The organism is Limosilactobacillus caecicola (assembly GCF_943192935.1).
Classification (GTDB): Bacteria; Bacillota; Bacilli; order Lactobacillales; family Lactobacillaceae; genus Limosilactobacillus; species Limosilactobacillus caecicola.
Window position 1 is genome coordinate 170,877 of record NZ_CALPCI010000001.1, and the last position, 13,486, is coordinate 184,362.

At 45.3% G+C, this 13,486-nt stretch carries 15 protein-coding genes; 4 read left to right on the forward strand and 11 right to left on the reverse strand.

Annotated features, from left to right (window positions below; all coding sequences use genetic code 11):
• Positions 1-2: 2 nt before the first annotated feature.
• From NFR43_RS00855 to NFR43_RS00865, 3 genes are all read right to left on the reverse strand, one after another.
• On the reverse strand, positions 3-458 hold the full coding sequence (locus tag NFR43_RS00855; RefSeq protein ID WP_407658121.1) for a threonine/serine exporter family protein: 456 nt from the start codon (positions 456-458) through the stop codon (positions 3-5).
• Positions 459-482: 24 nt separating this feature from the next.
• Entirely contained in the window at positions 483-1,235 is a 753-nt protein-coding gene (locus NFR43_RS00860) for a threonine/serine exporter family protein (protein ID WP_251545537.1), read from the reverse strand.
• 85 nt (positions 1,236-1,320) lie between these two features.
• Positions 1,321-1,971, reverse strand: coding sequence for a metal-dependent transcriptional regulator (locus NFR43_RS00865; RefSeq protein WP_251545538.1), 651 nt, complete (start codon positions 1,969-1,971; stop codon positions 1,321-1,323).
• Positions 1,972-2,108: 137 nt separating this feature from the next.
• On the opposite strand from NFR43_RS00865, the gene NFR43_RS00870 reads away from it, so the two are divergent.
• Positions 2,109-3,014, forward strand: a complete 906-nt coding sequence (locus NFR43_RS00870; protein WP_251545539.1) for a cation diffusion facilitator family transporter — start codon at positions 2,109-2,111, stop codon at positions 3,012-3,014.
• 40 nt (positions 3,015-3,054) lie between these two features.
• Here NFR43_RS00870 and NFR43_RS00875 read toward each other — a convergent pair whose 3' ends face one another.
• The 3 genes from NFR43_RS00875 to NFR43_RS00885 form a co-directional block, all read right to left on the reverse strand.
• Positions 3,055-3,753: a VIT1/CCC1 transporter family protein gene (locus NFR43_RS00875; protein WP_251545540.1), complete on the reverse strand. Its 699-nt coding sequence runs from the start codon at positions 3,751-3,753 to the stop codon at positions 3,055-3,057.
• 16 nt (positions 3,754-3,769) lie between these two features.
• Positions 3,770-4,453, reverse strand: coding sequence for a VIT1/CCC1 transporter family protein (locus NFR43_RS00880; protein WP_251545541.1), 684 nt, complete (start codon positions 4,451-4,453; stop codon positions 3,770-3,772).
• Positions 4,454-4,611: 158 nt separating this feature from the next.
• Entirely contained in the window at positions 4,612-5,082 is a 471-nt protein-coding gene (locus tag NFR43_RS00885) for a universal stress protein (protein ID WP_251545543.1), read from the reverse strand.
• Positions 5,083-5,319: 237 nt separating this feature from the next.
• Between NFR43_RS00885 and NFR43_RS00890 the strand changes: the two genes are divergently transcribed.
• Positions 5,320-5,757: a GNAT family N-acetyltransferase gene (locus NFR43_RS00890; protein WP_251545544.1), complete on the forward strand. Its 438-nt coding sequence runs from the start codon at positions 5,320-5,322 to the stop codon at positions 5,755-5,757.
• A 32-nt stretch (positions 5,758-5,789) separates the two neighbouring features.
• On the opposite strand, the gene NFR43_RS00895 is transcribed toward NFR43_RS00890, so the two are convergent.
• The 5 genes from NFR43_RS00895 to NFR43_RS00915 form a co-directional block, all read right to left on the reverse strand.
• Positions 5,790-7,013: a CPBP family intramembrane glutamic endopeptidase gene (locus NFR43_RS00895; RefSeq protein WP_251545547.1), complete on the reverse strand. Its 1,224-nt coding sequence runs from the start codon at positions 7,011-7,013 to the stop codon at positions 5,790-5,792.
• Between the two features lie 139 nt (positions 7,014-7,152).
• Positions 7,153-8,979, reverse strand: coding sequence for a ribonuclease J1 (rnjA, locus tag NFR43_RS00900; protein WP_251545549.1), 1,827 nt, complete (start codon positions 8,977-8,979; stop codon positions 7,153-7,155).
• A gap of 188 nt (positions 8,980-9,167) precedes the next feature.
• Positions 9,168-10,334: an MFS transporter gene (locus tag NFR43_RS00905; protein WP_251545550.1), complete on the reverse strand. Its 1,167-nt coding sequence runs from the start codon at positions 10,332-10,334 to the stop codon at positions 9,168-9,170.
• Between the two features lie 82 nt (positions 10,335-10,416).
• A complete protein-coding gene (locus NFR43_RS00910) occupies positions 10,417-10,761 on the reverse strand; it encodes a hypothetical protein (protein ID WP_251545551.1) in 345 nt (114 codons plus the stop codon).
• 76 nt (positions 10,762-10,837) lie between these two features.
• Positions 10,838-11,281, reverse strand: coding sequence for a MerR family transcriptional regulator (locus tag NFR43_RS00915; RefSeq protein WP_251545552.1), 444 nt, complete (start codon positions 11,279-11,281; stop codon positions 10,838-10,840).
• 192 nt (positions 11,282-11,473) lie between these two features.
• On the opposite strand from NFR43_RS00915, the gene NFR43_RS00920 reads away from it, so the two are divergent.
• A complete protein-coding gene (locus tag NFR43_RS00920) occupies positions 11,474-12,898 on the forward strand; it encodes an MDR family MFS transporter (RefSeq protein WP_251546182.1) in 1,425 nt (474 codons plus the stop codon).
• Positions 12,898-13,464 (forward strand): DUF4811 domain-containing protein, encoded by a 567-nt coding sequence (locus tag NFR43_RS00925; RefSeq protein ID WP_251545553.1) that lies wholly within the window; start codon positions 12,898-12,900, stop codon positions 13,462-13,464. The genes NFR43_RS00920 and NFR43_RS00925 overlap by 1 nt, the downstream gene beginning before the upstream one ends.
• Positions 13,465-13,486 lie beyond the last annotated feature (22 nt).

Here is a 13,486-nt window from a genome sequence, read left to right on the forward strand (position 1 = left end):
CATCACCGATTTTTCCATTTTTTGGGCCGGTAATGCAGGGCCGCATTAATGACATCCCCCAGCCCGAAACCTAGCGTAATTGCTCCGGCAATCACAATTACTTGGTATAAATATGACATGGCTGTCCCATAATTTCCCGAAACAAAGTTCCGCACAACCTGATAGGACTGACCACCGGGCACAAATGAAACCAATGCTGGAACATTGAAAATAATCATCGGCAACCGGAACCGGCGAGCGGCCATTAAGCTCAACACCGAGATGGCAATTGCAGATAGCAGGTTGCTCATTGCCAAGCCCAAGTGAAGGTGGTAGTACATCAGAATGTATAATACCCACACCGCGCCACCGATGATGCCGCCTGGCAAATAGGCTTTGTGGGGAATATTCATCAAGATACCAAAGCAAATGGTCGCAACATCGGCCAATATAAATTCTAGTAATAAATGCAAAATCAACTGCAAATTCACTTTGGCACCTCCCTAAGCATACCGCAAGACAATCACAATGGCACAGCCGATGGCAATCGCGGTGATGATCGCTTCCAAAGCACGCGTTGGGCCACTGATTAAGTTGCCGGAAACTAAATCACGCGCGGCATTTGTTAACGGGACTCCTGGCACCAGTGGCATCACACTACCGATAATGATGTCGTTTAAGTTACTCGTCCATCCCAATTTGGTCGTCAAAATGGCAATCACGCCAATGAGCAATGAGGAAACGAACTCCCCCATATACTTAACTTTGAACCGGCGCAGCAGATACAGGTAAACCCAGTAACAGGAACCACCGATTAAAAAGGCCGCCCAGCTATCCTTGACATCTCCCGTAAACACAATCATTAACGTGAGACTAAGGACTGCTGCCCCGATACATTGGGTCAGAATCGATAATTGCGGGGTCCCTTTATCAACTTTTTTGAGAAGGTGGTACATCTCATTTAAGTTAATTTCTTTCACCGCAAACTGACGAGAGATTTCATTCACCCGTGCCACCTTACTCAAGTCGTTATGACGGGCACGAATATCAACAGCCTGGGCATTGGACTGGTGTTCAGCCGAAACCACAATCCCGGTAACGGTGGTAAACGCCTGAAAAGAATGGAGGCCAGCATTATCCGCAATTCGGTACATGGTATCATTCACCCGCTCCATATTGGCACCATTTTCAATTAGTAATTGTCCCGCGAGTAAAGAACAGTTAACCGCGAGTTGCTTTGGATCGTACTTGCCCATAATCTGACCACCTCCGTTAGTTACCACCATTATTATACAATTTTTCATTAAAAAAGGGTTGACACCTGCCAGCCCAGTCAATTATTTATTCGTTAATAAAGATATTATGTGATGCTTTGTAAGACACCATCATTTCTTTCCCATCACGGAGCCGTTTTAACACAATCGGTCCTTCAAATGGTTCATGCTTAATGATTTGGCAGCGTTCGTGAAGTTGTAAACCCAGGTCATCTAAGTAGGTTAACAATTCGTGGTTATCTAAAAACCGCTCGATCACAATTTCTTCGCCATCATTGCCATCCGCGAGAAGGCGGTGACTGACATCAGAAAAACTGCCCGTGGCCGACGGAATGACACCACCATGGGGACAAGTTTGCGGGTGACCAAGAAAATCATCTAAAGAGGCTGCAAGGCGGTCACTGGTTTTATGTTCCAAAATTTCAGCTTCTGAATGGACGTCTGCCATACTGTAGCCGAGTTTGTCCACCAGAAAGCTTTCCCATAAGCGGTGTTTGCGCACCAATTCAGCAGCCAGTTTAGCACCCTCTGGGGTTAATGAAATTCCAGCGTAAGGTTCATGCGCAACCAGGCCTTCTTCAGACAGTTTCGTAATCATTTCAGTAACTGAGCCCGCCGCGATTCCCAAGCCCAGCGAAATATCCTTATTGGAAACCTTTTTCTTGCCCCCACCAAGTTCAAAGATAATTTTGAGATAGTCCTCTTTCATCGGCGTCATTTATCGCCATCAGCCTTCTTTCGTACTTATTTACTCTGATTTTGAGTTGAACGTAAGATGATTATAGCATATTATTAAGGCAGTAAATTTGGATTACCTAACTTTTTTGTTATAAATCTGTTTGAGGAGTTTTTTTCATGGATAAACAACAGCTGAACGGCCGCCGTTTTTTCCTCGTGACCGTCTTAAACGTGATCATCACTGTGGTTGAAATCATCGGTGGACTCGTTTCCGGAAGCCTGGCGTTGCTTTCGGATGCCTTTCATAATTTTGGGGACTCCCTTTCGATCATCCTCGGGTACGTTGCCCAAGTCATCGCTGGACGTCCCGAAAACAGTCGTCGGACGTTTGGTTACCGCCGTGCAGAAATTTTGGCGGCCTTTCTCAACGCCCTCTTTCTGATCATAATGTCGGTGTTTTTAATCATTGAAGCCGTAAAACGTTTTCAGCATCCTGAACCGATCAACGGCCAGATTATGCTGATCGTGGCGGTCATTGGCTTAATTGCCAATCTGGTTTCGGCAGCACTCCTGCATGCTGGTAGTCACGATAGCTTGAATATTAAAGCAACCTACCTCCATGTCCTCAGCGACAGTCTCTCATCAGTTGCGGTGATCATCGGTGCCATCATCCTGATGTTTGTCGACGTTACCTGGTTAGACCCGCTCTTAACCATTGCCGTGGCCATCTACATTGCATATGAGGCTTGGCCGATTATCAGAAAGACGATCGAAATTCTGATGCAATCAGCACCCCAACTTGATTACCCGGCCATTGAAAAGGATATTTTAGCGATTGATGGTGTCGAGGGTGTCCATCACCTGCATGCTTGGTCCATGGATGAACACCGCATCGTTTTCTCTGCTCACATCAATTGTCGTGACATGAAAATTAGTGAATGTGAACCCATTTACCGAAAAATTGAACAACTACTAACAAATAAATATAACATTAGCCACGTCACGTTACAGGCTGAATGCCAACGGGGTCGGCAGGAAGACCTCTTTGATACGGACGCCGATGAAAAACATTTCTGTAACTAAACAAAATTGCCGCCAGCCATTTGGTTGACGGCAATTTCATTTAGAATAACTTTCCTACCCCATAGTGGATGGTGATCGTAATTAAACCAATGACAATATTGCGGATTACAGCCAGTTTGACTAACCCATTGCCCAGTTTGGAACTAATAAAGCCAGTCAGCGCGCTGGTGAGGGCCACTGCCAAAATGGTGGCTCCCCACTTCATGAGCGTCCCCGGGACAAAGGTCATTGCCATTAATGGCAAGAGCCCACCGGCGGCTGCACAAAACAGGGAAGCAAACGCGGCATCCCAGGGATTTAAATAGTGTCCCAATTCGATGTCGTACTTCACCCGAACCACGGTTTCCAGAGGTTCCTTTTGTAATAGGTCCGTTGCAATCGCCCGGGATGTCTGTTCAGAAACTCCTTTATCCATATAGTGCTGGGTAACCGCATCTAATTCGGCTTGGTAATCGGTTTTCAGTAATTCATTTTCCCGGGCCACCGCTGAAGTTTCTGTATCCTTTTGGGTGCTGACGGACGCATACTCACCACAGGCCATCGAAAAAGCACAGGCCAATAAATCAGATAATCCAGCAATGAAAATGGTAAAACGATCGGCCGTCGCAGCGGCGACTGAGACTAGCACCCCCACGACCGTCAAAATCCCATCATTAGAACCCAACACACCTGCCCGTAAGGTGTTCAACCGTTCTTGCATCGTTTGCTTTTGCCGCTGGTTAGTTTTTTTCAACTCCATTTTTTAATCCTCCCAATTAATGTTTCAGCAACATGCCGATTAAGAAGGTCACTCCCATCGTTAAGAGGCCAGAAACGGTGTTGCGCACCACCGACTTCCAACGACTCGGGTTGTTCCCTAAAACTGCTGCCAAGTAGCCCGTAATCACAAGAGCGATTGTCACGGCAATCACGGTCGCAATGATCCGTTGTGCCGGCGGAAACAACGTTACCGCCAACATTGGGAGCACTGATCCCAAAGGAAAAGAAATAAACGATGAAATGGCCGCGGCATAGGGACTAGTGAATTCATGCGGGTTAAAACCGTACCGTTCTTGGACGGCTGTTGTCATCGCATCCTTTTCCATCAATTCCTTTGTCGCCTGCTCCGCTAACTGTGGATCGATATCCTGAGCCAAGTATTTTTGCTTGACGTAATCATATTCACCAGCGAAATCATGTTTCAAGCGTTGCTGTTCCTCAGTGATCGCCTTACGTTGTGAATCCTTTTCACTGCTAACCGAAACATATTCTCCCATGCACATTGAAATGGTTCCAGCAAGGCTTCCTGACAACCCAGAAATTAAAATAGAATAACTATTATTAGTTGCGGCCGCAACCCCAATTACGATGGCCGCAACCGAAATGATCCCGTCATTGGCGCCCATCACTGTCGCCCGCAGCACATTAATTTTCTGTGCTAATGACATTTTCTTCACCATTTTGACTACCCCTTCCAATTAATTTAGAATCATTATAATCTTATTGGCAAAAGAAATAAAGTTAATTCAACATTTAACTTCAATTATTTAGAATTATTATTAATAAAAGGGCCACAACTGCAACCTGGAAGGAGATTGTAGTTATGGCCCATGATTAGTTAGTTTTCGGTCGATTCAGTCCGAATTACAAAGACTGAGGTACCAGAATGTTTTACCATGTAAGAAGCTTGTGAACCCACCGTGTGGCGATTACCAGCTTTTCCAATCGAACCGACAATCAGCAAGTCAGGGTGGAATTCAGGGATGACGTGATTGCAAATTCGTTCTGCTGGCCGTTCACCCTCATCGATGATTGCGGTAATTTTCTTCGGATCAACGCCATAATCAATCGCTGCTTCCACGTACTCGTTGATCCGTTCTTTCAGTTCCTCACGACTGGAGTGAACATAATCCCGGCTCAAAGCCTGGTAAACATTCACGTCGTTGGTTTCATAAACGGAGACAATCCCTAATTCGGAATCATCACGTTTTGCCTTATCAACAGCATACGCAAATGCTGCGCGGGCGTCCGGAGCATCATCAACCCCGACCAAAATTTTGTGAAATTTTTTCGGTTTAACTTCCAACATCGTAAAATTTCCCCTCTCTAATCCGCTAAATAACAAAGCCTGTCATTAGCATTTCGTCAGTTTTCACTATTCATACTACTACGGAATTTGATTTTGTAAATGACTATTTTTAGCCTAACCTAAACTTTTTTTGATAATTAGTAAACATCATTACCGTTACAAATACCTTTTACTATTCTCAGATCACCACCACCATGCTAAAATGGTCCCTAATAACTTTTCAGGAGGGCCTCACCAATGGAATGGCATAACAAAAACTTCGCTGAATTAACTGTGAAGCAACTATTTGAAATCTATAAATTGAGGGCGACGGTCTTTAATACCGAACAACATAGTGACTACTGTGATCCTGACGATCAAGACCTCACTGCCCGCCACATTTTTGCAACCGACAGTGGTCACGTCGTCGCTTACGCCCGTTACTTTACATTAGGGGATCAAGTTTCCTTTGGCCGGGTCGTGATTGATAATGCTCACCGCGGTCAAGGATTAGGAACCCCACTATTGCAACATATTTTGGATGGGATTCAAAAACATTTCCCAGGAAATGAAATCGTGATCCACGCCCAATACCAAGTAACCGGGTATTACGCCAAATTTGATTTTAAAGAAGTGGGCGAACCGTTTATTGAAGCTGACCGCAAGCACATCAAAATGATTCATACCGCATTATAAAAAAGGTTCCACGTTGGCAGAACCTTTTTTAGCTAATTAAACTGTAAGCGAAAGCCAAAGCGTTGGTCTTCCCCGATTAACCGGTCAGCATGCCGCTTCATTACGTGCCGGCGGTTACCAAACATCATCCAAATCGTGACACCAACAAAGACTACCATTTGGACTGCTAAAGTGATCCAATCCATGGCGCCAGCCTGGCCACTCATCACTGCCGAACCAGAGATCGTAAATGATGTCCAATCGATTAAAAAGTGCATCAGCATGGTAATCCACAGTTGCCCGGTATAAAGGTAAACGACACAGAAGAAGAGCCCCATTGCAAAGGCACTTAATACTTGCACGGTCGTTAACGAAAAGGTTTGCTCGGCCAGGTTAGTGTAGTGAATCAAACCAAACAGGGCTGAACTTAGCAGGACGGCATAAGGAATGCGGTTTTCAAACCGACGAAAAGCATAGAGCGCACAACCCAAAATACCAAAACGACAGAGGGTTTCTTCAGCTACCCCCGCTTCAAAAGCCTGCATCGTCAACGTACCAGTTGGTCGAATGCCATGAAAATCATAGCTAAAGAACATATTTTTCCAACTATCCCCTGCCCCGTAGGCGTTCCAAATAGTAAAGAGCACATCAACAAGAACAAGGGTAATCAAGACCCACCAACTAAAGCCCCAACCAAACTGCGGTTTAATGCCGGGCCACGATAATTTCCAAGAACGCATCACAGTCGTCACCATTACAAAATAGGCAATGGCGGCAACCGCCCCCGTGCTGATTAACACCACAAAGGTGTGCGGACCAGCAAACTTCATGGGTAAGCCAACACCCATGGTAGAAATGCAGCTTAACCACCAAAATAGGTAGCAAATTCGGCTGACCGCCCATTGAAACTGACCACCAATTTCACTCGCAAAGGGGGCAAACATCACAATGTAATAAAGCATCCCCAACGCGACAATTCCCCGAGCCGGCAATTGTAACCGCGCGATGAGGATTCGGGTTACCATGCCCCACACAATCGCCAAAATGAATGGCTGGCAGACTGCCTGGAGCCACCGATTAATTAACTGTAACCAGTGTGGTAATTGAGGCAACGTCGCACTCACAATCGCTAGCAACATAATCAGGGCCACTGGAATGACGACCATCACCAGCCGAATTCCATAATAGGCTTCCCACGCAGCGATCAATAGTAACAAGAATAAAATTACCGCCGATTGGGCGATATACCAGATGTGGAGGTAATCTCTTCCTGACATATTCATTCCTCCATTCTACAAAACAAAATAAGAGCTACCTCGATGATAACAAACTCATTCATTAATCAAAAGACTAATTTATGAATTATCAAGAAGATTTAGAAAGCGGGTCAAGCTAATGCTCGGCCCGCTTCTTGTCCTATTCAGTCACTTTTTCCGTAGACTGGTGATTTGGTTTTGCAGTTTGCTGGTGTTGGTTAGTGCCACGATGACTATGGTGACCACGATGATGATTGTTATGCCGCTTTTCACCAACTTCTTTGCGTCCCTCACTATCATTCAAAATCGTGACCATGGGAATAATCACTGGCCGGCGACCAGTCCGTTGGTACAGAAGTTTCTGCAAACGACTGACAATGGTCCGGTTGATCACCCGACGGTCCGGGTGGGCATGGTTCTTAAAGGTATTCAAAATTGCCCAGAAGACCTCATGATTTGCCGCTTTAATCAGTTCTTGGGACTCGTGCATGTAGACAAAGCCCCGGGAAACAATATCTGGACCCGCAACAATCTGCTTGTCCTTCATGTCAATCACGGCAATGGCGGTCACGACCCCTTCTTCGGATAGCATCCGCCGTTCACGAATTTCTGGATTACCAACAGAATCATTCACGTCACGACCATCGATGTAAACGTCCCCCATGCTGTCGATATGATCAGCCAACCGGCAAGTATCCTTGGTCAAGGCCAGGACATCACCGTTTTGAAGGATAAAGCAATGATCCTTGGGAACTCCCGTCAGCTGTGCCAACTTCGTGTGGATCTTTTGCATCCGATATTCACCGTGCACCGGAGCAAAGAACTTCGGCTTCATAAGCCGGAGCATTAATTCTTCATCAATTTGGCCACCGTGCCCAGAAGTGTGAATATTGTTCACATAACCGTGGATGACCTCTGCGCCATCTTCCTCGAGCTTATTGATAAGGGCGTTCACACTAATCGTGTTACCAGGAATCGGGTTACTGGAGAAGACAACCGTATCACCAGGTTGAATACTGATTTGTCGGTGGGTCCCGTTAGCAATCCGGCTCAAGGCAGCCATCGGTTCACCCTGCGAACCAGTACACATAATCAGCACCTTTTCTGGTGGGTAGGAATTAATTTCATTGGGATCAATCAGCGATTTTTCCGGAATGTTGAGGTAACCCAACCGTTGACCTGCTTCAATCGCATTTTCCATGCTCCGTCCGAACACGGCGATTTTCCGTCCCTGCTTCAAAGCGGCATCGACGGCTTCACGTAACCGGTAAACGTTCGATGCAAAGGACGCAAAGATGATCCGACCCTTAATTCGTTCAAAGACCCGCCGAATGTGAATATCAACCCAGCGTTCAGACTTCGTAAATTGTGGTCGTTCAGCGTTGGTGGAGTCTGAGGTCAACAATAGCACCCCTTCTTCACCTAACTTAGCCATTTGTTGGAAATTGGGTGCCGGTAAGTTACCAACTGGCGTCAAGTCAAACTTAAAGTCACCAGTTTGAACAATCGTCCCTTGAGGAGTGTGGACTGCAACCCCTAAAGTATCGGGAATCGAGTGCGTAGTTCTAAAGAAGCTGACCCACAGTTTCTTAAAGTGAACCGTATCGAATTCGTTAATTTCGTGAAGTTCGGCATCCCGCAAGAGGTGCTTTTCATCCAACTTCCCACGAATCAAGGACATGGCAAACGGTCCCGCGTAAATTGGGGCGTTCACCTTTTGTAAGAAGAACGGCAAGCCCCCAATGTGGTCTTCGTGACCGTGGGTAATAAAGATTCCCTTGATTTTATCCTTATTTTCAACCAGGTAATCATAGTTTTGGATTACATAATCAACACCCAGTAGTTCATCTTCAGGGAATAAGACCCCACAGTCAATCACAATGATTTCATCTTGAAATTGCACACAGTACATATTTTTACCAATTTCACCCAGTCCACCGACTGCGTAAAATGCAACTTCATTATTCTTAATCTTTAATTTTTGCATAGTACCTTCCTTTAATTCAGTTTATTTATAACTTGTTATGTAGGATCCCAAAAAGGGTACGCCAAAAGAGCAGCCGTGGGTTAATGGCCACTGATTGGTTCGAATGTGAAACAAACTAGTTATATTTTTCCGTTCAAAGTAACTAGAACCAGTTTACCACAAGACCGAATTAATGAGAAGTCTGATCACTAGTGATTATGGATCGCCCCGTTCAAACTACGGTGATAGATCACATAGACAATAATAATGATCGGTACTAACCCCATCATAGCCGGGTAATACCAGCGGATTGGTAACGTACTATCAATTACCCCACCAAGAATGGGACCAAGTGACATGGCGATATCCATCCCTAAATAAAAGGTAGAAGAAGCCAAGCCCTGTTCGCTTAATGGGGCCAGCAGCAATGCAGTCGATTGCAGAACAGAATAAATAATTCCGTAACCAACCGCCATGCCAGCAGCGCCAAGTGCCATCTGCCAATTATTATGCATGATCGCCAGCATGAGGAGATAAAAGGCCGTGGCAATGGTACTAGCCAGCAACCACCAACCAAAGCTCACCGTATCAAAGAGGTTTTTTAAGATGATCCGGAGAACTAGTAAAATGACCGCATAAATCAGGAAAAAGGAGCCAACAGCAACGTCAATCCGCCGTTGGGCAACGTAAGTCACAATATCAGCCTGGGTCGCAAAGTACGGGAGCGCAAACAAAGTAATTAAAATAGCTACCGGAAAGGCATCCTTTTGAATTACCTTAAACTGCATTTTCTTCTTTTCATGACTAACTGGCATCCCCTTTTGCTGAACAAACTGGATCATGATTACCATCAAGAGTGCCGATAAGGCGGATAGAAACATGGAATGTCGATAACCAACCGTTTGGTAAATATTAATAGAAATTGCGGGCCCAATCGCCATTGCCAACGCGTTCATAAGGCCATAGAAACCCATTGCTTCACCGACGTGTTGCCGCGGAACCAAGGCGGCCAACCAGGTGGTCATACAAACCGTATCAAGAACATATCCAACCCCATTAATAAGTCGAAAGACTAATAGTAATTCACTATTGGGTGTGACAGCATAGCCAACCACCCCGATGACAATTAAGATCCCACCTAAAAAGGACAAACCATATTTGGAATAGCGGTCGGTCAAGTTGCCAGCCACCGGGCGCAAAAACAGGGAGGCAACACTCATAATCCCCACAATAATTCCCGCAAAACTAGCCGTGGCACCCAGATTACGCGCATAACCGTTCATTAATGGTGTAACAAACATCGTACTAAACATGAAAAAGAACGAAGCGGCCATCACCAAAATAACATCCCGACTATAAATTGAGGTTTTTCTCATTCGACATTCTCCTAAAATTAAAACAAGCGGAGTTGTGTCAGTCATAGACTTCTACACAACTCCGTTATCGCTACTCTACTTGTTAGTCTTCAACCGGGAGACTGGCATGAATGGCCCGTTCCCAAGCGTTCCAAGTCTGTTCAGGTTCGCCATCTTGGTTAAATTCTACACCAAGGCTTTCAAGAATTCGATCGAATGAACCAGGCACCATCCGTTCACACAATGGTACTAATTGATCAGTCGTCTGAAAATTATTTTCGCCGATTAAGTGATTGACCATGGCTAAGTCCTGATCATCCGCCAGGTTGGACACTACTTCCAAATTATCAGCCTTAAACTGTTGGATATAAAAAGTAATAAAATCCTCACGAGCGTGGTTCTTGGCTTCATCAGACAGACTCGAATAATCAACTAATTGTTCACTCACAATTGTCATTCCCTTCAAATTAATTCTTATTAACTATAATATAGGATAACATTGTGAAAACGATTTCGTTAAATAATTATTCGGCTGGCTCAATGACCATCTTGGTTTGGCTCGATGGACTCACGATGCCCACAACGTGTTTCGTCGGTTCACCATCAATCGGACCTAAGTCAATTTTAACGTCCCCATTCTCGGCTAATTCAATATCTGAAACTCGGTGAACGGCAAATGTCCGAATAGCGGTGAATAAGTCCTTTTTTTGATCTTGTTTTTCAAACGCGGCCTTGAGGGTAAACCCTTGGTTAAGGTAATATTTGATCCCCATGACCGTTCCAAGCGTTTTGATCGTGTACTTATGGCTTTGGTTTTTCTGTCCTTGAATCGATTTAATGTAGCCCTTTTTCTCCCAATAGCGAATTTGGCTGGGCGACACTTCGCTAGCCTCACTCAGCTCACTGAGGGTAATTTGCAATTTAGAATTAAAAAAGATGTGGTGGAGCTCTTTCACTAAGCTTTTCACAAACGAGCCTCCTTTTTCTCAAATTATCACAATACAATGTTAGCCTTTTTGATTTCTTTGTCAAATAATTTGACAAAAGTTTTTGGAAAGCCTATAGTGTTTGGTACTGTGTAAAATTTATCGAAAGAAGGGATTTGCGTGCAAGATACTACCCCAGTTGATATCAACGGAAAACCGTATAACCGATTTCTCATGGTTGCCATCCTATTAGTTGGGACGTTTTGTACCTTTTTAAACCAAACCATTTTGGCGACGGCCTTCCCTGTTTTAATGAAGACCTTCAATGTCGGAACTTCCACCGTTCAATGGTTAACGACCGGATTTTTAATGGTTAACGGGATTATGATCCCCATTAGTGCCTTCCTCAGTAACCGGTTCAACACCAAATATTTATATACATCAGCAATGATTATTTTTGAAATTGGAACCGTGACGGCCTGGTTAGCACCGAATTTTGGTACTTTACTAACTGCCCGGTTGGTTCAAGCCGTCGGTGTTGGGATCACCATGCCATTGATGCAAACAATTATGTTGACGATCTATCCACCTGAACACCGTGGTGCTGCCATGGGAATTAACGGACTCGTGATCGGGTTAGCACCGGCCATTGGCCCTTCCCTTTCTGGATGGGTCATCGATAACTCATCATGGCGGAACCTGTTCGCCATGATCGTTCCAATTGTTGCGGTCGTGATTATCTGTGCGCCATTCTTAGTGCAGAATGTAATTGAAAATCGGCATCCACAGCTGGATTGGCCTTCCGTCATTATTTCCACCCTTGGTTTTGGTGGCATGCTCTACGGATTCTCCACGGTTGGCGATAAGGGTTGGTTAGACCCTGAAGTAATCATTACTATCGTGGTTGGGGCCGCTTTGGTCTTCCTGCTGGCTTACCGCCAAACCCGGCTGGACCACCCATTCTTGGATTTCCGGGTTTTCAAAACCTTTGAATTTACCATCGCCACCATCCTAAGTTCCATTACTATGATGGCGATGGTCGCTGTCGAATTGGTCATTCCACTGTACTTGCAAATTGTTCATGGAATGTCTGCCTTCCATTCTGGATTAACCCTGCTATTTGGGGCCCTCTTCATGGGGGTCATGAGTCCAATTACCGGGAACTTGTTTGACCGGTTTGGGGCCCGTCGATTAGCCATGACCGGGATGTTTATTCTCTTGGTCGGCACCTTACCATTCGCCTTTGTTAACCGAGATACACCAACGGTGGACATCGTGATCCTCTACGGAATTCGGATGTTTGGGATTTCCATGGTCACGATGCCAGTAACCACTTCCGGGATGAACGCGCTGCCGTTTAACCTGATTGCGCACGGCACAGCTGTCAACAACACAATGCGGCAAGTTGCCACCTCAGTCGGGACGGCGATTTTAATGTCCGTTTTGACCAACGTAACGAAAAATGCCCAACCCGCTAAACACCTGTTGACGACCGCGCCATTGCAATATAAGTCCGCAATGATTGACGCGAACTTAAAGGGTTACCACGCTTCATTCTGGTTCGCCGTTGCCTTCTCCCTCATTGGGTTCTTAGCAACCTTCCTCTTGAAGGATAATGCCCCACGAGACCTCGTAAAAGACAAGGAGGTGGCTGACTAATGCTCATTTACATTACATTCTTGATGGCCGTTGGCTTATACCTCTGTGCAATGTTTTTGAAAAAGGGCCGAAAGTTCGGTGTCACCCTTTTTGCAGTGCTCTTTGTGCTGTGTACCGCGGGTGTGACGGCCAACTATTCTCATCACTGGGGAATGAAGAAGGTCACGACCACGACCAGTAAAAAGATCTTTTCCGCTGCGGGTACTAACCTTCCCATCAACCTTTATCAACCAGTGGGAACCTCTGGCGAGGACAATGTCTTTATCTACAAAACTTCACCAAAGCAAAGCAAACCCCAACATACTCAAGCAAATGAACTCACTTATAGTCAATCTAAAACTACCAACGGTTCTCAAGCTTCCATCGTGACAAAGGAAACGCGGTGGCAATTCCAAAACGGCTTCTTTAAACTCCTCTTTACGGGAACTGGGATGAATAATAAGTTAGTGAAGCGGACCAATACCCTTTACTACCCGCGTGGCTACCGGAAAGTCACTACTACCCAGTTAAAAACGATGATGAAGCAGCAAGCAGCTGCAGCAGCGCAAACTGCACGTAGCAAATAGCTGCAATACTAAGCAACAACAA